Source organism: Phorcysia thermohydrogeniphila (assembly GCF_004339575.1).
In the GTDB taxonomy this organism is placed as follows: Bacteria; Aquificota; Aquificia; order Desulfurobacteriales; family Desulfurobacteriaceae; genus Phorcysia; species Phorcysia thermohydrogeniphila.
On record NZ_SMFV01000004.1, the window covers coordinates 1 to 20523 of the forward strand.

A 20523-nucleotide genomic window follows, 5' to 3' on the forward strand; every position below is an offset into this window, starting at 1 on the left:
ACAGGAAAGGTTAAGCTTCCAGAAGGCGTAGAGATGGTAATGCCCGGAGACAACGTTACCTTTGAGGTAGAGCTTCTCAAGCCAGTAGCTATTGAAGAAGGACTCAGGTTTGCTATTCGTGAAGGTGGAAAGACTGTTGGTGCTGGCGTAGTTACTGAAATTCTTGACTAATAAAACTCTCGCCCCCTTCTACGAGGGGGCTTTTTCTTCAAAAATACCCTTAAGTTAGGAGTCAAAAATGGCAAAGAAAGGTGCACGTGAGATAATCCAGCTTGCCTGCACAGAGTGTAAGAGGAGGAACTACACAACAACTAAGAACAAGAGGAACACGCCCGACAGGCTTGAACTCAGGAAATACTGCAAATGGTGCAACAAACACACCTTGCACAGAGAGGTGAAATAGTCTATATTTCCTCTTGCAGGTAGGCCAGTAGCCCAATTGGTAGGGCTCCGGACTCCAAATCCGGCGGTTGGGGGTTCGAGTCCCTCCTGGCCTGCCATTTATTTTTATTTCCGTCTTTTTTGATAAAATCTCTAAATCAAAATCCCAAGTTAAAAATAACTCTTTACAGCTTAAGAGGAAATCATGTCTCCAGCAAAGTTTTTAAAAGAAGTCAGAGAGGAGTTAAACAGAGTTACATGGCCTAACAAGGAGGAGGTTGTAGAGGCAACGGTAGGAGTTGTTGTCTTTTGCGCCTTTATCGCAGTTTACTTTTGGGTACTTGACTTTGTATTTTCCGAGCTCTTAAAAGTCATAATTGCCAAATAAAGGGGTGATTCCAATGGGAGAAAAAAAGTGGTATTCCCTTCACGTCCAGTCGGGATTTGAACACAGGGTTAAGGCGAATATCCTCAAGGCTCTGAAAGAAGAGGGACTCAGCGAAAAGGTAGAGGAAATCTTCGTTCCTGCAGTTGAGAAGGTGGTATTCAAGGTGAAAGGAAAAGAAAAGGGGGAGCTCCCTCTCTACTCAGAAGAACCAAGAATCTACGAGGTTGAGGGAGAAGAGGGGAAAAAGGTCGTTTTCAGGATTGAAGACGGTAAGGTATGGGTTGAGTCCTGCGAGTGCGAAAAGAAAAAGTGCACGCCAGATAAGCCAATTGAGAAAATCGGCCAGAAAATCAAGTGTCCAGAAAATAGAGTAGAGGCTAAAATAGAGCTCCGCGACAGACTCTACCCCGGTTACATATTCATAAAGGCAGAGCTTGACAAAAACGTTCAGAGCACAATAAGGAGAGTTCCAAGGGTCTTAGGCTTTGTCAGCGCCGGTGGAAGGCCTGTTGTAGTGCCAGAATCTGAAATTACCATGATGAGGGAAAGGCTCAAGAAGGGCGTCCCAAGAATCAGGAAGCTCGGCCTTGACATTGGAGACAAGGTTAAGATTAAAGAAGGTCCATTCATCGGCTTTGAAGGCACAATCTCAGAGATTGACCCTGTCCACGAAAAGATTATAGTTTTGGTGAACATTTTTGACAGGCAAACTCCGGTTGAACTGGAGTTTGACCAAGTGGAGAAAATCAGTTAAGGATAGACGGAGGAAGATATGGCTAAGAAAGTAGTAGCTGAGGTTAAGCTTCAGCTGCCTGCCGGTGAAGCAACACCTGCACCACCGGTTGGACCGGCTCTTGGTCAGCACGGCGTAAACATTATGGAGTTCGTAAAGGCCTTCAACGCAGCAACAGCTGATAAGAAAGGTCTTGTTATCCCCGTTGTAATTACGATTTACGCAGACAGGACATTCTCCTTCGTCCTGAAAACACCTCCAGCTTCCGTCCTCATCAAGAAGGCAGCAGGAATAGAGAAGGGAGCTCACAGCCCTAAGAAGGAGTGGGTAGGTCAAATCACAAAGAAGCAGCTCAGGGAAATCGCAGAAATGAAGATGCAGGACCTCAACTGCTACGACATTGAAACAGCTATGAAAATCATAGCTGGAACAGCTGAAAACATGGGAGTAAAAATCGTTGACTAAACTTACTCCAACCACCTAAAAGGTGGGAGGCAAAAAAGCCGAAGGAGGTAAAGATGCCAAAGCACGGTAAGAAGTACATGAACGCCTTAGCCCTCGTGGACAGGCAGAAGCTCTATCCCCTTGACGAGGCCATTGCCCTCGTTAAGAAGATGGCAGAGGTAACAAAGAGGAACTTTGACCAGACCGTTGAAATGGCCGTAAGGCTTAACGTTGACCCAAAGTATCAGGACCAGATGGTAAGGGGTAGCGTCGTCCTCCCCCACGGTCTCGGAAAAGAGAGGGTTGTTGCAGTAATCGCTCAAGGTGAAAAGCTGAGGGAAGCTCAGGAAGCCGGTGCTGACTACGTTGGTGGCGATGAGCTTATCCAGAAGATTCAGCAGGGATGGCTTGACTTTGACGTTCTCATTGCAACTCCCGATATGATGGGTAAAGTGGGAAGGCTCGGTAGAATCCTTGGTCCAAGAGGACTTATGCCTAACCCCAAGACTGGAACTGTAACCTTTGACGTTGCAAAGGCCGTTAAGGAAGCTAAAAGCGGTAAGGTTGACTTTAAGGTTGAGAAGGCCGGTATCGTTCACGCTCCAATAGGAAAGGTCTCCTTTGACGAGAAGAAACTCCTTGAGAACGCAGTTGCCCTCTTAAAGGCTATCCTTGCAGCAAAGCCATCCGGAGCAAAGGGTCAGTACGTTAAAACAATCGCCGTTTCTGCAACAATGGACCCAAGTGTTAAAGTTGACGTATTTGACGCTATAAGCAGAGCTCAGTCAACAGAGTAAACTCAGAGGTTGACAAACTGTAAATTTTGAATAAGATTAGCGCGACAGTTTAGGTGCGGTCGTAGAGGGCAGGTGCATAGAGCTTAAACGCCTTAAAAGGCGGCCTGCTGAGACCGGGAGAAGCCTGTCAACCTATCCCTCCCCTCTATGCCCTCCCTCTACGAGACTCCGCGCAAAACTCTCCGGAGGTAGCTCCATTGAAGACGAGAAAACATAAGGAGCAAATTGTAAAGGAAATAAGAGAAAAGTTTGAGAAGGCTTCCCTCGTAATACTCACAGACTTTCACGGCATGACCGTTGCCGAGAGCACCACTTTAAGAAGAAAGCTCAGGGAAGTCGGCGCTGAGTACAAGGTAGTAAAGAACACCCTTATGAGGCACGCCTACCCCGGAACACCTGTAGAGCAGATTAAGGACGCCTTCGTAGGGCCAACAGGTATCGTTTTCGCTACAGAGGACATCGTAGCCGCTGCAAAAGTTTTAAAGGAGTTCTTTGAGGACGAAGGCTTCAACCTTAAATTCAAGGCGGCCGTTGTTGAGGGTAAGGTTGCCGACTACGAGATGATAAAACAGCTCGCGTCCCTTCCAAGCAGGGAGGAGCTCCTCGGTCAGCTTGTATCTGTCCTCAAGTACCCAATCAACGCTATCGCTTGGTCTCTTGACAACCTCTTTACAAAGCTCGTTACAGTTCTTGAGAACGTCAAGGCTGAGAAGGAAAAGGCAGGTGCTTAAATTTTCATAAATCAAGAGGAGGAGAAAAATGGCTGAGATCACAAAGGAGCAGATCATTGAAGCTATCAAGAACATGACAGTTCTTGAGCTCGTAGAGCTCATCAACGCTATTAAGGAAGAGTTCGGCGTTTCCGACATGCCTGTTGTTGCAGCTGGAGCTGTTGCTGCTCCCGGAGCTGCTGCAGGAGCTGCTGCTGAGGAGAAGACTGAGTTTGACGTAATCCTCAAGTCCCCCGGTTCCAAGAAGATTCAGGTTATCAAGGTTGTTAGGGAAATCACTGGTCTCGGACTCAAGGAAGCTAAGGAGCTTGTTGACGGAGCTCCAAAGCCAGTTAAGGAAGGAGTATCCAAGGAAGAGGCTGAGGAGATTAAGAAGAAGCTTGAAGAAGCCGGTGCTGAAGTAGAAATCAAGTAACCCCTTGAAAACCGACTAAAGAAGGACTATAATTTATCAGCTGGGAGACTGCCTATAGGGGTAGTCTCCCTTCTGCTATTTAAAGGTAAAAAAACTTCCGGGAGAAGAGGACGACTATGGGAAAAATCAAAAAAACAGCCCCCTCCACCGTTAGAGAGCCAATAACATCTCTTCCAAGGAAGAGTTTCGCAAAAAGAAAAGAAACTTTCCCAATTCCTGACCTTCTCCAGTTTCCATTTGAATCCTACGAGAGATTTCTCCAGCTCAACAAAGCTCCCCACGAGAGGGAAAACGTAGGACTTGAGTCCGCTTTCAGACAGGCTTTCCCAATTGTAGATGAAGCTACAGGAGTTGAAATCCACTACAAAGGTTACGAGATTGGCGACTGGTACTGTAAGTGTGGAAGGTTTCAGGGGCTTGGCGGTAAAGGGGTAGTTTGCCCTAAGTGTGGAATGGAAGTTGTCTTCCGCCCAAAGTACACCCCAGATGAGTGTAAGGAAAGAGGAATAACCTACAGCGCACCTTTAAGGGTTCTATTTGAGCTCCACGTATGGCAGAAAGACCCAAAGACCGGCGAGAAAATCGCCCCCATCATCAAAGAAAACAAGATGTACTTTGGTGAAATTCCCCTGATGACAGACAGGGGAACCTTCATCATAAACGGAACAGAAAAAGTAGTCGTTAGTCAGCTCCACAGGTCACCGGGTCTCTTCTTCAAGAGCGAAGTATCAAAAACAACGCAGGTTGCCCGCATCATTGACATTGCCAGCATTATACCCGCAATGGGTTCATGGCTTGAATTTGAAATACCCCACAACGAGATACTCTACGCAAAGATTGATAGGAAGAGAAGGTTCATTGGAACTTACCTTTTAAGGGCCTTCGGAATTAGAACCGACGAAGAAATCCTCAACCTCTTCTACGGCGACGTTATAGAGACATTTAAGGTTGAAAACGGTGAAGTTATCAACGTAGAGACCGGTGAAGTTAAAACCCCCGAAGAGCTTACCGGTTACTACCTTGTAACCGACGTTATTGACCCAGAAACCGGTGAGGTTATTCAGGAAGCTTATGAGGAGCTCTCCACCAGCTCAAGGAAGCTCCCAGAAGGAGCTGAGTTTAAGGCTGTAAACAAGAAGGCTACGCCTTACGGTGCCGTAATCATCAACACCTTAAGGAAGGAAAAGAGGGACAGGGTAAGGGAAAAGATAGAAGACCCACTAATTGCTGCCTACGTTGAGATATTCAGAAAGGTAAGGCCGGGAGACACCGCAACAGTTGAAGGAGCTAAGAAGCTCTTTGAGTCCATGTTCTTCAGCACCAAGAACTACGACCTTTCAAGGGTTGGTAGGGCTAAGATAAACGAAAAGGTCTACCCGAAAGAAAAGCTCCAGAAGCTCACAAAGGAAGACCTTAAAAATATTGAGTGGCTTCCACCTTTAAGGGTAGCCAAGGACATCTACAACGAGGAAAACGACATCGTCGTTCCTGCCGGAACTCTCATTGACTCTGAAGTTGCCCTAAAACTTGCCGCTGCAAACGTAGACGAAATACCTGTTGAGCCAGACTACGACGAGGCCGGAAGGATTCTCCACAAGGCCGACATCGTCGGTGCAGTTAAGGCACTCCTTGAAGTTCACGCCGGCATCAGGGAGTACGACGACATTGACCACCTCGGTAACAGAAGGGTTAGGGGAGTTGGAGAGCTTGCAGAGATTGCCTTTAAGTCCGGTCTCTTTAAGCTTGAAAAGGCAATAAGGGAAAAGCTCGCCGTTGCCGATATAGACTCCGTAATGCCCCAAGATTTAATTAACCCAAGGACTGCTCTCAATCCACTAAACGAGTTCTTCACACTCACATCCCTCTGCCAGTTTATGGATCAGACAAACCCACTGGCAGAGACCACCCACAAGAGGCGTCTCTCTGCACTAGGTCCCGGTGGTCTTACAAGGGAGAGGGCTGGATTTGAAGTCCGTGACGTTCACCCATCCCACTACGGAAGAATCTGTCCAATTGAAACTCCAGAAGGTCAGAACATCGGTCTTATCAACTCTCTAACAACCTACGGAAGGATTAACTGGCTCGGATTCCTTGAAACTCCTTACAGGAAAGTTGTTAACGGTAAGGTTACAGACGAAATCGTATACATGACTGCCGACGAGGAAGAGAAGTACGTTATAGCTCAGGCAAACGCTCCCGTTGACGAGAACGGCTACATAGCCGCCGATACGGTAATGGCACGCCACAAGGCGGAGTTTAAGCTCGTTAAGAGAGAAGAAGTCCAGTTCATGGACGTCTCTCCAAAGCAGGTATTCTCAGTCTCCTCCTCTCTCATCCCGTTCCTTGAGCACGACGACGCTAACCGTGCTCTCATGGGTTCAAACATGCAGCGTCAAGCGGTGCCCCTCATAAAGACGGAGGCACCACTCGTTGGAACGGGAATGGAGAAAGAGGTTGCCCTCTACAGCCGCGCAGCTGTAGTCGCAAAGAGATCCGGTATCGTTGAGAGCGTAACCGCTGACAAGATAATAATCAGAGTTGACCCTGAAGAGTTAGAGGAAGGTGGTCTCTCCGTAGATACAGGATTTGACGTTTACGAGCTCAAGAAGTTCCAGAAGTCCAACCAGAAGACCTGCATCAACCAGAGGCCTATCGTCAGAAAGGGACAGAGGGTCAAGAAGGGTCAGATTATCGCAGACGGCCCATCTATGGAAAACGGAGAGTTAGCCCTCGGTAAGAACGTCCTCGTCGCCTTTATGCCGTGGCGCGGTTACAACTTTGAGGACGCTATTCTGGTAAGCGAGAGACTCCTTAAAGACGACGTTTACACATCTATCCACATTCAGGAGTTTGAGTGTGAAGCTGTAGAGACAAAGCTCGGAAGAGAGGAAATTACGAGGGATATTCCTAACGTTCCAGAGTCCCTCCTCAAGAACCTTGACGAGTCCGGTATCGTAAGGATTGGAACTTACGTTAAACCGGGAGACATCCTCGTCGGTAAGGTTACTCCTAAGGGAGAGCAGGTTCTCACTCCAGAAGAAAAGCTCCTTCAGGCAATCTTCGGTGAGAAGGCTAAGGGCGTTAAGGACTCCTCCCTCTACGTTCCCCACGGTGTTGAGGGAGTTGTTATAGACGTTAAGATTCTCTCAAGGAAGGGAGAGAAGAAAGACCCAAGAACCCAGCTCATTGAAGCTGAAGAGAAGGCAAGGCTTGAAAGGGAGAAACAGGAAGAGATTGCCCTCATCAAGAAGGACAGGGACAGAAAGGCTGCTGAGGCTATCCTCGGTAAGAGGGTTAGGGAAGACGTCCGCGACGCAGCCGGAAACCTCATCATATCTGCTGGTGAAGAGATTACAGAGGACAAGGTTGAACAGCTCGTATTCTTTGCCCTCAGGAAGCCGTCAATCATTGACGACGAGGCTACAGTAGAAGAGCTCAAGAAGATAAGGCTAAAAGCGGTAGATAAGATTGCCCTCATTGAGAACATCTATGAAGAGAAGAAGGCTGCCCTTGAAATGGGGCACGACCTTCCTGCCGGCGTTAACAAGAAGGTTAAGGTTTACATCGCTACGAAGCGTAAGCTCACCGTTGGCGACAAGATGTCTGGTCGCCACGGAAACAAGGGTGTTATCTCCCAGATTAGACCCGTTGAGGACATGCCATTCCTTGAGGATGGAACACCTATTGATATCGTTCTCAACCCACTTGGTGTTCCGTCACGTATGAACGTTGGACAGATCCTTGAAACCCACCTTGGACTTGCAGCTAAGGCCCTCGGTAAGAAGATAGAGGAGCTCCTAAAGGTAGGCCTTGAGAAGGTAAGGGAAGAGCTTAAGGCTATCTACAACGACGAGAGAATCAGCAAGCTCATAGACTCCCTCTCAGATGATGAGCTTAGGGAAGTCGCCAAGAAGATAGCTAAGCAGGGTATAAGGTTTGAGTCCCCAATCTTTAACGGTGCAAAAGAGGAGGAGATTAAGGAGCTCCTAAGAAGAGCAGGCCTTCCCGAAACCGGAAGGTTAAAGGTCTACGACGGCCTTACAGGTGAACCTTTTGACCAGGACGTTACAGTTGGTTACATGTACATGCTTAAGCTCATCCACCTTGCCGACGATAAGATTCACGCCCGTTCCACAGGTCCATACTCCCTCATTACTCAGCAGCCTCTTGGTGGTAAGGCCCAGTTCGGTGGCCAGAGGTTCGGTGAGATGGAGGTGTGGGCCCTTGAGGCTTACGGTGCTGCCTACACCCTCCAAGAGATGCTCACCGTTAAGTCCGACGACGTTGAAGGTCGTTCAAGGGTTTATGAGGCCATCGTCAAAGGTAAGTACTCCTTTGAGCCGGGACTCCCTGAGTCCTTCAACGTACTGGTAAGGGAGCTTAAAGCTCTCGCCCTTGACGTAAGGTTCATCAAGCAGATTGAAGAGGATGAAGAAGGAAACGAACATTAAGGCTAATACGGGTGGGGAGCTCTTAGCTCCCTGCCCTTAAACTTCCCTCCCTTAAACCCCTAATCAGGAGGAACTGGTAGTGAGCAAGAAAGAAATAATCTTCTCTGAAGAACCAAAAACTTTTGACTTTGATGCAATTGAGATTGGCCTTGCCTCCCCTGAAAAAATTAGGGAATGGTCCTACGGTGAAGTTAAGCTTCCAGAGACCCTTAACTATAGAACGCTAAAGCCCGAAAGGGACGGTCTATTCTGTGCAAGGATTTTTGGCCCCGTCAGGGACTGGGAGTGTCTCTGTGGTAAGTACAGGGGTTCAAAGTACGCCGGCGTTGTCTGTGATAGGTGTGGCGTTGAGGTAACCCTTTCTAAAGAGAGGCGTAGAAGATTTGGTCACATAGAACTTGCCGCTCCCTGTACCCACATCTGGTACGTTAAGTCCGTTCCGAGTAAAATCGGAGCTCTCCTCGGCCTCTCTGTAAGGGAAGTTGAGAGGGTCGTCTACTTTGAGAGCTACATCGTCCTTGACCCGGGAGACGAGGAGGAAACCGGCCTCAAGAAATTCCAGATACTCACCGAAGAGGAGTACAGGGAAAAGGTAGAGGAGCTCGGAGAGGACGCCTTTGAAGTTGGAATCGGCGCTGCCGGTATAAAGGAGGCACTCAAGAGGGTAGACCTTGAGGAGCTTGCAGAGGAGCTCCGCGAAGAGATTAAGATGTACTCCGGTGAAATCTCCTCTATCAACGCAGACCTCCAGAAGCGCCTACCCAACGTATTTAAAGCAGCAGTTGACACCCTCTCCTACTACACAGGCCTTTCTGAGGACGTAATTATCGGAATCGTTAAGAACGTCCTCGTAGTTGTAACAGACCCGGGCGACTCTAATCTGGAAAAAGGCCAAATAATTGAGTACAACGAGTATAAAGCCCTTAGGGACAAGGTTAACATAGAAGTTGAAAAGGGCGGAAAAGCCCTTGACTGGTACGTTGACTTCTTAGTTGAGCAAGGAAAAATCCAGAGTAAAGAGCTCGTAAAGGAAGAGATAAGAAGGGCTACGAGGAAGGACACAACAGAAGCTAAACTGAAGAAGCTCGTTAGAAGGCTAAAGATAGTTGAGTCCTTCCTCAACTCAAACAACAAGCCAGAATGGATGGTTCTTGAGGTTCTTCCCGTCCTTCCGCCAGAGCTCCGTCCACTTGTACCTCTTGAGGGAGGAAGGTTCGCAACATCTGACCTTAATGACCTCTACAGGCGCGTTATAAACAGGAACAACCGTCTAAAGCGCCTCATTGAGCTTGACGCTCCAGACATCATCATAAGAAACGAAAAGCGCATGCTTCAAGAGGCCGTTGACACTCTCATAGACAACGGAAGACGTGGAAGACCCGTTAAGTCCTCCAAAGGACACCCACTTAAGTCTCTCTCTGATGTCTTAAGGGGTAAGCAGGGAAGGTTCAGACAGAACCTCCTCGGTAAGCGTGTTGACTACTCCGGTCGTGCCGTTATCGTTATCGGTCCTGAGCTCAAGATGCACCAGTGTGGCCTTCCAAAGGTAATGGCCCTTGAGCTCTTTAAGCCATTCATCTACAGGAGGCTTGAAGAGAAAGGCTACGCCAACACGGTTAAACAAGCCAAGAAAATGGTTGAGCGTCAAGAGCCTGAGGTCTGGGAGTGCCTTGAAGAAGTTATTAAAGAACACCCAGTCCTCCTAAACCGTGCGCCAACCCTTCACAGGGTTTCCATACAGGCCTTTGAGCCCGTTCTCGTTGAGGGTAAAGCTATTAAGCTCCATCCACTCGTATGTACAGCATTCAACGCTGACTTTGACGGCGACCAGATGGCCGTCCACGTGCCACTCTCCCTTGAAGCACAGCTTGAAGCCTACACTCTCATGCTCTCAACCCAGAACATCCTCTCCCCCGCCCACGGAAAGCCGTTAGCTGTTCCAACTCAGGACATGGTTCTTGGGCTCTTCTACATGACCCTTGAAAAGCCGGGAGCTAAGGGAGAAGGAAAGGTATTCTCCTCAATAGACGAGGTTCTAAAAGCCCTCGACCTTGGACTTGTAGACCTTCACGCCAAGATAAAGGTAAGACTCCCTGCCAACAAGACAGAGTCCGGAAAGCCTGAAATCGTTGAGACAACGGTAGGTAGGGTTAAGTTCAATACACTCCTTCCGGAGAACTACCCCTTCGTTAACAAGGTAATGACAAAGAAGGCCGTTGCAGAGCTCATTGCCGACATCCACAAGAAGATGGGTAACGAAGTAACCGTTGACATGCTTGACAGACTAAAAGAGGCCGGCTTCATTCAGGCTACCCTTGGAGGACTCTCAATCGGAATTGACGACCTCCACGTTCCTCCTACGAAGAAGGAGCTCATTGAAAAGGCCAAGAAAGAAGTTGCCGAAATAGAGGAAGGCTATAGAAAAGGCCTCCTTTCCAAAGACGAACGTTACAACAAGATCGTTGACATCTGGACAAGAGTTACCGAACAGCTCACCCGCGACATGATGGAGTACATGCAGAACCACGACCTTGACGCCCGCGGAAGGCTTCCAAACGACGGAAGGTTCAACCCCGTCTTCATGATGCTCCACTCTGGAGCTCGTGGTAACGTTACACAGATTCGTCAGCTTGCCGGTATGCGTGGTCTTATGGCTAAGCCTTCCGGTGAGATCATTGAAACTCCAATTATCTCCAACTTCCGTGAAGGTCTGACAGTTCTTGAGTACTTCATCTCTACCCACGGTGCAAGGAAAGGTCTTGCAGATACGGCTCTTAAGACCGCCGACGCCGGATACCTCACAAGGAGACTTGCAGACGTTGCACAGGACGTAATCATCACTATGGAAGACTGTGGTTGCGACGACGGTATAGAAGTTTCTGCCCTTATGGAAGCTGGAGAGGTTGTTATTCCTCTCTCTAAGAGGATTGCCGGAAGATACGCAGCAGAAGACATCGTTGACCCTGTAACCGGAGAGGTTCTCGTTAGGAAGAACGAGGAGATAACCGACGAGGTTGCAGAGAGAATTGAAGACCTTGGAATAGACACGGTTAAAATCCGCTCCGTCCTAACCTGCCGTGCATCCTTTGGAGTCTGTGCCAAGTGTTACGGTAGGGACCTTGCAAGGAGACGCCCCGTACAGCTCGGAGAGGCGATAGGTATCATCGCAGCCCAGTCCATCGGTGAGCCGGGTACTCAGCTAACGATGCGTACCTTCCACATCGGTGGTATTGCCATGAGGGGGGCTGAGGCCTCCGACTACAGGGCTAAGCACGACGGTATCGTCAGGATATTTGACGTCAACACAATCACCGATAGGGAAGGCAGGGTTATCGTCATCAACAGGGCCGGAAAGATTGCCGTTGTTGACGAGAAGACCGGCAAACACCTTGAGCGCTACGACATACCCTACGCTGCAGTCCTTAAGGTTAAAGACGGAGAGAAAGTTACAAAAGGACAGGTACTTGCTGAGTGGGATCCTCACGCAATTCCAATTCTTGCCCTCAGGAAGGGTAGAGTTAGGTACAAGGACATCATCCCCGGTGTAACGATTTCTGAGACTGAGCCGGTAGTTCTTGAGTACAGGACACTTCCTTACGAGCCTACGGTGGAGCTCCTTGACGAAGAGGGCAACGTAATTGACTTCTACCCAATCCCCGTAGGCGCAAGGATTATGGTTAAGGAAGGCCAAGAGGTAGAAGTTGGTGAGCAGATTGCAAGGCTTCCAAGGAAGATCGGTGGAACAAAGGACATCACCGGTGGTCTTCCAAGGGTTGCGGAGCTCTTTGAGGCAAGGAAGCCTAAGGACCCTGCAATCCTTGCCGAGATTAGCGGTAAGGTCTACATAGAAACCGACAAGAACAAGAAGATAATAACAATCCTTGACCCAGAAACCGGTATTAAGCGTGAGTACGAAGTTCCAAAAGGTAAGTACATCTACGTAAGGACTGGAGACTACGTCAAAGCCGGAGAGCCTCTCACCGACGGACAGCTCAACCCTCACGACATCCTCAACATCCTCGGTGAAAGGGCTGTTGCAAGGTTCCTCCTTGACGAGATTCAGTCCGTATACCGCGCTCAGGGCGTAGACATCAACGACAAGCACTTTGAGGTAATCATCAGGAAGATGCTCTCTAAGGTAAGGATTGAAGACGCCGGAGACAGCAACTTCTTAGTTGAAGAAGTTGTTGACAGAGAGGAGTTTGAAAGGGTAAGGGAACAGCTCTTCAAGGAGGGTAAGAGACCTCCTAAAGCAAGGCCTGTCCTTACAGGAATCACAAAGGCAGCCCTCTCTACAGACTCCTTCATCTCTGCTGCATCCTTCCAAGAGACGACAAGGGTTCTCTCTGAGGCCGCAATTGCCGGTAAGAGGGACTACTTACGCGGTCTCAAGGAGAACGTAATAATCGGAAGGCTCATTCCTGCTGGAACTGGAAGGAAGGAGTACAGGAAGGTTACTTGGACTCCGTGCAAGGAGACCCAAACTGAGTGAAACCTCTTCAGCGAGGAAATTCTCTAAGCCCCGCCACTACCGGCGGGGTTTTTTATAATAAACAAAACGGTAAGGGGGATTTTTTGGTATCCACCGTTATCAGCTATACAACCGTTGGCGTAGATGCCTTAGAGGTTTTCGTAGAGGTTGATGCCGGAAGGGGACTGCCGGGAGTAACAATCGTCGGCCTTCCGGACTCGGCGGTAAAGGAAAGTAAAGAGAGGGTAAGAGCGGCCATTGTAAACTCAGGCTACCCATTTCCAACGAAAAAGGTTGTGGTAAACCTTGCTCCGGCAGACTTAAGAAAGGAAGGAACTCTATACGACTTGCCTATAGCACTCGGAATACTGGCAACAGCAGGACTCCTTTCAGAAGAAAGTTTAAGGAACTACATAGTAGCTGGAGAGCTGGGTTTAAAAGGAGAAGTCACAAAGGTAAAAGGGGTTCTACCTGCCGCAATTCTTGCAAAAGAAAGAGGTTATAAAGGTTTAATAATTCCTCCTGAAAACGTTGAAGAGGCCTTACTCATAGAAGGAATAGAGGTTATACCCGTAAAGAACCTTGTAGAAGCGGTAGCTTTCCTCAATGGAGATATAGAGATACCTCCGGCCAAAGCTTTAGGCCTTAACTTAGAACTTAGCTACGACGTTGATATGGCCGATATCGTCGGTCAGCTCCACGCGAAGAGAGCTCTTGAAATCGCCGCAGCAGGCCACCACAACGTCTTTATGGTTGGCCCTCCCGGTTCAGGAAAAACTATGCTCGCAAGGAGGATGCCGACCATAATGCCCCCAATGACGGAAGAGGAAATCGTTGAAACGAGCAAGATATACAGCATAGCCGGGCTAACAGAAGAAGTTCCTGTAACAAGGCGTCCTTTTAGAGCTCCCCACAGTAGCTCTTCAGACGTCTCCCTTATCGGTGGAGGGTGTAGAATCCAAAAGTTCCTGCAACTCTCCAACAAATACTGCGACTCTACAAAATTTATTGCAACTGAGGAACAGCTATGCCTTCCTTAGAAGAAATAATACTAAACGACGATAGAATATGGAATAACACTCCTTACTTTATCCCTTTCGTGATTGACTTGCAGGAACTTGGCGATACTCTGTCCGGTCTCCATTTCAGGGTTCTTTTTCTTAACGAAAAGAAAGACTACGTTTTTACCGTTTTAATTCCACCAGAGTTCCTTAGATACTATTCAATTTTCAGCTACGTGGTAGTTGATAGAAAAAAAGAAAAGGTTGAAATAACAAAGATAGGAGAGGAAAGGGACGTTTGGTTTTCTCTTGAATCTAATAGTTCTTTGACAAGAGTGGGAGACATTCCGTCTCTTTCCAACTTTATTAAGCAATATGTTCCTAATAACAGCCTTCATGGAGAGCTTGACAGGCAAAGAGTTTTAGTCATAAACTCAATAGATGGAACCTACTACATCCCAGCGTCAGTAATAGGTAGTGCTTTTTACTTTCCCTCTACTAAGTTTACCCACAATCTCTTTAAAGGAACTTTGAGCAGTGAAGTTTTAGACTTTAGTTCTACGGCTACTCCTCCATACGTTCACGTTAAACACGGATACTCTAATGCAGACCCTTTCTTCCTGTACCTTTACCTGAGCAATAGGGAGGCTAAAAAGGCTTACGACTCAGTAAGTTCCCTCTACTTTGGAAAAAAGAAGCAAAGAAGGGAACAAGGGAAACCTTTAAGGTACGTTTTTAGGGCAACTTTGCCCGTTTCTGGGGATTGGGAAGCAGGATTCCGAGTTATTCCAATCTCTGAAAGTGAGTTTCTCGTGGCAGAGATATTGTGGGTTAATGAAAGAATGCTTTTAGGAACGGATACCCTTGAGGTCAAAAGGTACACCCGTGAGGGTAAAAAGGAGTCTAAGACGCTTGGGTTTTATCGTTCCTCTAATGCCGTAAGTTCTAAGTCTACTAAGAGATACGACGTTAATCAGGCTTATTCCTCAAAGGAGGCTCCAGAGAAAATTTCGTTCAATCCCCTTTCCCCTAAGGCTGATAAATCTGTAATCATAGTTAAAACCGGAGTTAAAGTACCTAATAATGGAATGGTCAAGGCTATTCCATTAGCCCTTTCTACCAGTGAAGTTAAAGACTTGAGTAAGGTAAGGGGGAAAGAGGATGGTAGTGCTAAGCCTGTAAATTTGGAAAGGAAAGAGAGAGGGAGGGTGGGTAAAGATGAGAGAACATTTGGTTTGGACATCGTTAAAAAGTTAATGAGAAGAGTAGAGATTGCTTTGGGCGTCAAGATAGAATACAGAGAGTTCACTCCTAAGAAGATTAAACCACGGAGGAAAAAAGATTATCAACAGCTTTACTATCCAGACGGTAGAAAGAAAAAGGTTGGAGTATTCTTTATTCCGTTACCGCAGGGAAGATGTGCTACAGTTATCTTTACAGACCAGGGAGACGTTTCGGAGTTTATAAGCTTGCCTATAATTATAGGTAATAGGTGTTTGGAATTCCCAGATGAAGTGGAGAACTTCTTTAAAGCGTTTATGGAGATAAATCACAAAGGGTTTAGACGCTTTTGTGAGAAAAGAGGCTTTAAGGTTTTTTACAAAAAGCCCATACAGGGCGTAAGTAGAAAAGACTGGGAGAATTGGGTGAGGAGGATGATAAGAATAGTTAGTAATTAGAGTTTAGGGAGATGAAGCTATGAAATATACGGAAGCATTGAAAAAAAGGGAGCAGATACTGAGGAAGATAGAAGAAGATATACAAAAACTTGAAGAGATGAAAAAAAGGCTTAGGGAAGAAGTTCTAGACAAATTAAGAAAAAGAAAGGTAAAAAGCCAGTCTGGTGATGAGAAATATAGAACAGCAGGGATAGATAGCGCTAGAGGGATTAAAAGGTATATACCATCAAATTTTTATGCTTATGTGTGTATCTCTTTTAGAGAAAAGCTGGATACTTACTTGCAAGAAGTAGATTTTGATGTAATAGGTTTCGTGGAAGAGGAAGTTGAACTTGCGGATAGAATATTGGAAGGTTTATCAATGGGGGCCGAGATTTTGTTAGCTTGGGAGGAAGTAAAAAATGTAGATTTTGTTTTTATGGACGGTTCTGTTTCTACATTTATAATAAAATTAAATTCTGCAGCAACAGCTGCAAGCAAATTGGAAGGGAAGTTGTCAAATAAACTAAAACAATTTTATGAGAAAATAATAAGTGCTTTCGTCGCATTATTATTATCTGGAAAGGTTGTATTTGTTCCTAAATCTACACAAAAGGACGACTTTAAAAATTTCGTTTTAAGCAAATTGCCATCCTCCTTAAAAGAGAGTTTTGAAGATAGGATAAAATCTATTTCAGATGTAAAGCTAGCCCAAATAATTCTAGAGCCTTTGGAGTATGTGAGGGTTCCTATAGTTCCACATCCGTATAATCTATATAATCCGTATGAGGAAGGTACAGAGGAATATTATCGCTTTTCAGAATTAACAAAAAGCTTGTTTAGTTTAGCCAATAGTCCAGAAGTTTTCTACTTCAAGGGCATAGGCGAGTATACATATAGATTAGAGAGCTTTGTTCAAAATCTTCCGATGGACCTAATAGCACAATACACTTTTGGAAAAACATTTTATTTAACAACCGAAGCTGATAGAAGAGCGAAGGACTATGTAAAAACTTTACTTAAGGCAAGTTTTCCTATAGAAGAGGAAATCAGGTAAGGGGAGGGAACTATGGCTGTAGGACAGATTATTCCACCGTACTCAACTTCTAAGATTAAAGTAGTTTTAAAAAAGGATTTTATTTTCAAAGGAGAACCTATTCTTGGCCGGTATTTAAAAGTAAACTTTAAAAGAAGAGGAAAAGATTGTATAGCGTTGCTTAGGGTGGTTAATCTACAAACAGAAAATAGAACTCTAACAAATGCAGAAATGGCTCAAAATGCTACCCAAATAGAGGGAGTAAAGGAAAGAATACAGAAAAATGATGTTCTGACAATAGATTGTGAAGTCCTAACAGCCTTTGAAAGGAATGGAGATTCATATAGAAGAGTCAACTTAGATACAATAATAAACTCACTTGAGGATGTAGAATTTATTGATGAGAACCTAATAAACCAAGTAATAGATAGAATTAAAGACGATGTGTTTTACTTAGGAAAAGCTATAGATGAAAACTTTGACATCCCTTTGGTTTTTCAACCTTTCTATGTATTAAATGAAGCATATCACATACTTATATCAGGTCAAACAGGTTCAGGAAAATCTACAGAGGCAAAGAAAATTTTAGTAGCTTATGCAAAAAGTGACAAGCAGAAAGCAGATGAGTATAGAAGGAATAATAAACAATACAGAAAAATGAACTTTCTCATCTTAGACCCTGTTGGAGAATTTGCCAAATCTTTTCAGGGTAGAGATACAAGTCATTTTCCTTTAGATTTAGGGAATATCTGGAACATATTAGGCAAAAGAGAACCAGAAATTTATGGTATTGACGAGATAGCTCTAGATAGATGGGATATGTTGGAAGTTTTGATGAAAAAAGAAGGCTTGTTAAAAACAATAGCTATAAAAGGTGCAGAAAATCAAGATATTGCGATAGATATAATAATCCGAGAGTTAAAGGCAAGAGGAGGATTATCTTCCTTAAAAAGAGTACCTGTTAGGGATTTATTTGACATTATTGAAGCCAATTTAGAAAGGATCTATACCCAATCGAATAAAAGAGAGGAGGTCCGAAACCTGATGAGAGAACCTCATATAGAAAGTGAATTTGAAGACAAGTGGCTACAGATAGCAGATTGGTTTGATACAAGCACAGGTAAAAGAAGGATTGATAGCATAGTGAGGGACTTAACTCGGAATTCTGACAAAACAATAATTATAGATTTAAGTAGACTAGACTGGGAAAACCCAATAAAGTTTATGATTATCTATTCAATATTTTCAACACTGATAAGAGCAGGAGAAGATGCATATCAGGAAAACGACATGTTGAATACTTTAGTAGTAATAGATGAAGCTCATAGAATAGCACCTGCGAAGCTTCCATCAGATGCGGAAGAATACAAAAGAAGGACAAGAGAAAAAGTAGTAACAGCGTTTAGAGAGACAAGAAAACTTGGTATTGGTTGGATGGTTATTTCTACAAGAATTTCCAATTTAGATACAGAAATTTGGGAACACGCTCGTGTAAAATTATTCGGCTTTGGGCTGTCAACAGGTAAAGATGCCGACCTTTTAAAGGAACTGTATGGCAAAAATGTTCTTGAGATATATAAACAAAAGATATGGGACCCATATGACTTAATGAGCGAAAGAGTTCATAAATTTATGATAGACGGACCTGTAAATGTAATATCAAAGAAAATTCCAGAATTCTATGAGGCTTATAATAATGTGAACGAGTTCTTGGGAAAGAATGGACTGGATATACTATCCATTTTTACTTCTTAGGCTCCAGTCTTTTGGGGAGCCATCTTTTTTTCCAATAAAAGAAGTTTTCTTCCAATGGTTTTGCAATAAACTTAGGGTCATTTGTTTTCATTAACAAGAACTCTCGCCAATTCTCTGCGAGAGGTGCAAAGTAATAACCCCTTTTTATAGAATGCATAGTTAATTTTTCTTTACTTAGCCCTAAGATTTTTAGTCCCTCAGATATTACTCTAAGTTTATAATTCGGGCCTTGTCCGAACTTATATTTTTTCAACACTTCTTCGTTTCCATACTTCCTAATAACCTCAAGTAATAATTCGTATACTCCATTCAAAGTTAGATGAAAGTGGCTTTGTCCTCTTGTATATCCTACGAACTTCCATCCTCTTAATCTTGTATAGATAGCACTTTTGCCAAAAGCTCCCATGGTATCAATCGCAACTAGATAAGGAAGTTTCTTCTTGTTTTTTATCACTGTTCTTGTATTGCCGTACCTATTGTAGAAATCGTCAATGACTTGTTTTGATATGGCAGAGAGAGCCACTAGTTTAGCTCCTAAAATTTGGTTGTAAGGTGGAACAGCTCCCAATATGTATGCTGTTAGCATGTTATAAAGTCTTTCTTCTTTTATTTTTCTACTCCATCCTATGAATTCATCCCTTACTCCCAGACCAATAATCGGGTCGCAGAGTCCGAATATTCCTATTACCTTTCCTGTATTATCGTCCCACAGGATGTAGTCCATCCTTCTTCCGAAACCGGTAGAAACAGGAACACTCCAAAAGGATTTTGCAAAGTTAAAGATTTTCTTCTTAAGAAGAGTTTTCTTATCAGACTTTCCTTTTTCTATTAATTCCAATCTTGGCACTATATTTTGAGGATCAATTTCATCTAACGATTTTGCAAAAAATTTAGAAACATCCTTTTCATATTTTTTATACTGGGCATTTAAAATCTTAGCAAACTTGTATTGTATGTCCCTTATACAGGAAACTACTTGTAAGTTCCCTTCCTTATCCATTTTAAAGCCATACTTTTCTAGCTCTTCTTGAATTCTAGCTATATACTGCTTCCTTTCTTCATCTATCATAGCCATCCTTATCCCTGTATTTGTTTTTCATCAAAAAAAAAGTTAACATCTCTTCTTTTTCTGCTGTCAAGAAATCTACCTGTAATTTTCCTTAGGTTTATCCAGTTTATCTTTAATCCTCTCTTACGAAGATATTTTACTGCCTCTTCTATTTCCCTGAGAGTTGGAGCATACCCTTTGTCGCTATACTTGTCCACAAATTTCTTATACCAGAATGGATAATCTCTGAAATCTCTTGTTAATTCGGTCTTTTTTAGTTTATTGTCAACTATGAACTTTTCTAAATTCTCTTTTGAAGAAAGTATGTCGGTTATCACTGTAAATAGAATATATTGCACTTTAATGGGAGCATCATAATAGAGTCTCTTTTTCTTCTTGTCCAGCCGAACTCCAATGTTTTCTTCCTCTATTCTTATTGAACCCCAATTCCTTTTCTGCCAGTTGTAAACTACTTTGGTAAAGTGTTCCAGGACTTTAAAATAAGCTATAGAGTAATAGACCCTGTCTTCAAATTCAAAGTATCCTTTTTTCAAAATTTCATATAGCAATCTTATAGCTTCTATTCCTTTTGACTCTTTTGGAACCTCTTCTGCTTTCGCATTCATGAACTCAAACCCGCACTTCCAGCAGTGGAAGTGGAACTTATCTGGCTTCCACTTTTGAATGGTCAGAGGCTCTCCGCACTCCGGACATCTGTCCAGCAAAAATACTTTATGCTTTACACAAGCCGTAGAGAACGTTAGCCTCCACTCTTTACGGAAGTATTCTTCTTCTCTTAAACAGTAAGGGCAGAACCTAAGACCGTGCCTTCTGTTCCTACCGCCTCTGAATCCAACGGGGTTAATAAAAGGTTTATTGCTGTTAAACTTTTTCTGGGCTTCAAATAAGTATCCTTCATAGCTCTTCAAGGTTAAGTTCCAAACCCTTTCCTTTTTGAACCCTACTCTCTGAGAAAGAGCTTTTACGAAGTCCTCTCGGTTCCAGTCAAAGTCCCCGTTAAACACAGATTGGTAATTCCCGAAGTAAAGGTTGAGAAAACTGGACGGTATGGTAAAGTTTTTGACGGCCATCCTGCAGAACCACGAAGAGATAAGTTCGTTCTCAAACGGCTGAGGGTGAACTCTTATCTTCCTGTTGCTAAGACTGTTCTTCGTTAATCCTTGTAGGTTCGTTAGTAATCGTCTACCCACGCT

Annotated in this window: 16 protein-coding genes and 1 tRNA gene; 15 read left to right on the forward strand and 2 right to left on the reverse strand. The window is 44.6% G+C overall.

The genetic code is table 11. The features are described 5' to 3' along the window. The 15 genes from CLV27_RS05585 to CLV27_RS05655 form a co-directional block, all read left to right on the forward strand. Positions 1 to 171: EF-Tu C-terminal domain-related protein (locus CLV27_RS05585; protein WP_486644306.1), on the forward strand; the 171-nt coding region annotated here is incomplete at its 5' end. Between the two features lie 67 nt (positions 172 to 238). Further along, positions 239 to 403, forward strand: coding sequence for a 50S ribosomal protein L33 (gene rpmG / locus CLV27_RS05590; protein WP_132526691.1), 165 nt, complete (start codon positions 239 to 241; stop codon positions 401 to 403). Positions 404 to 424: 21 nt separating this feature from the next. After that, positions 425 to 500, forward strand: a tRNA-Trp gene (locus tag CLV27_RS05595). Between the two features lie 86 nt (positions 501 to 586). After that, positions 587 to 769, forward strand: a complete 183-nt coding sequence (secE, locus tag CLV27_RS05600; protein WP_132526693.1) for a preprotein translocase subunit SecE — start codon at positions 587 to 589, stop codon at positions 767 to 769. A 13-nt stretch (positions 770 to 782) separates the two neighbouring features. Next, the gene (gene nusG / locus CLV27_RS05605; RefSeq protein WP_132526695.1) at positions 783 to 1523 is read left to right on the forward strand and encodes a transcription termination/antitermination protein NusG; all 741 of its coding nucleotides are present in this window, start codon (positions 783 to 785) and stop codon (positions 1521 to 1523) included. A gap of 18 nt (positions 1524 to 1541) precedes the next feature. Further along, complete coding sequence (rplK, locus tag CLV27_RS05610) at positions 1542 to 1967, forward strand: 50S ribosomal protein L11 (RefSeq protein ID WP_132526697.1); 426 nt, start codon at positions 1542 to 1544, stop codon at positions 1965 to 1967. A 53-nt stretch (positions 1968 to 2020) separates the two neighbouring features. Next, positions 2021 to 2743 (forward strand): 50S ribosomal protein L1, encoded by a 723-nt coding sequence (gene rplA / locus CLV27_RS05615; RefSeq protein ID WP_132526699.1) that lies wholly within the window; start codon positions 2021 to 2023, stop codon positions 2741 to 2743. A gap of 197 nt (positions 2744 to 2940) precedes the next feature. Further along, complete coding sequence (gene rplJ / locus CLV27_RS05620; RefSeq protein ID WP_132526701.1) at positions 2941 to 3474, forward strand: 50S ribosomal protein L10; 534 nt, start codon at positions 2941 to 2943, stop codon at positions 3472 to 3474. Between the two features lie 37 nt (positions 3475 to 3511). Continuing rightward, on the forward strand, positions 3512 to 3889 hold the full coding sequence (gene rplL / locus CLV27_RS05625) for a 50S ribosomal protein L7/L12 (protein WP_132527111.1): 378 nt from the start codon (positions 3512 to 3514) through the stop codon (positions 3887 to 3889). Positions 3890 to 4005: 116 nt separating this feature from the next. Next, positions 4006 to 8340 carry a DNA-directed RNA polymerase subunit beta gene (gene rpoB / locus CLV27_RS05630; RefSeq protein WP_132526703.1) on the forward strand — a complete coding sequence of 1445 codons (4335 nt, stop codon included), beginning with the start codon at positions 4006 to 4008 and terminating at the stop codon, positions 8338 to 8340. A 79-nt stretch (positions 8341 to 8419) separates the two neighbouring features. After that, complete coding sequence (gene rpoC, locus CLV27_RS05635; RefSeq protein ID WP_132526705.1) at positions 8420 to 12832, forward strand: DNA-directed RNA polymerase subunit beta'; 4413 nt, start codon at positions 8420 to 8422, stop codon at positions 12830 to 12832. Between the two features lie 83 nt (positions 12833 to 12915). Next, on the forward strand, positions 12916 to 13851 hold the full coding sequence (locus CLV27_RS05640; RefSeq protein ID WP_132526707.1) for a YifB family Mg chelatase-like AAA ATPase: 936 nt from the start codon (positions 12916 to 12918) through the stop codon (positions 13849 to 13851). Then, positions 13839 to 15491 (forward strand): hypothetical protein, encoded by a 1653-nt coding sequence (locus CLV27_RS05645; protein WP_132526709.1) that lies wholly within the window; start codon positions 13839 to 13841, stop codon positions 15489 to 15491. The genes CLV27_RS05640 and CLV27_RS05645 overlap by 13 nt, the downstream gene beginning before the upstream one ends. A gap of 19 nt (positions 15492 to 15510) precedes the next feature. After that, positions 15511 to 16527 (forward strand): DNA double-strand break repair nuclease NurA, encoded by a 1017-nt coding sequence (locus CLV27_RS05650; RefSeq protein ID WP_132526711.1) that lies wholly within the window; start codon positions 15511 to 15513, stop codon positions 16525 to 16527. 12 nt (positions 16528 to 16539) lie between these two features. After that, positions 16540 to 18261, forward strand: coding sequence for an ATP-binding protein (locus CLV27_RS05655; RefSeq protein ID WP_132526714.1), 1722 nt, complete (start codon positions 16540 to 16542; stop codon positions 18259 to 18261). Here the strand turns inward: CLV27_RS05655 and CLV27_RS05660 are convergent. Together CLV27_RS05660 and CLV27_RS05665 are read right to left on the reverse strand one after the other, a co-directional pair. Further along, positions 18251 to 19330, reverse strand: a complete 1080-nt coding sequence (locus CLV27_RS05660; protein WP_165863692.1) for a Druantia anti-phage system protein DruA — start codon at positions 19328 to 19330, stop codon at positions 18251 to 18253. The genes CLV27_RS05655 and CLV27_RS05660 overlap by 11 nt on opposite strands. Positions 19331 to 19338: 8 nt before the next feature. Continuing rightward, entirely contained in the window at positions 19339 to 20520 is a 1182-nt protein-coding gene (locus CLV27_RS05665) for a TniQ family protein (RefSeq protein WP_132526718.1), read from the reverse strand. Between the last annotated feature and the right edge of the window lie 3 nt (positions 20521 to 20523).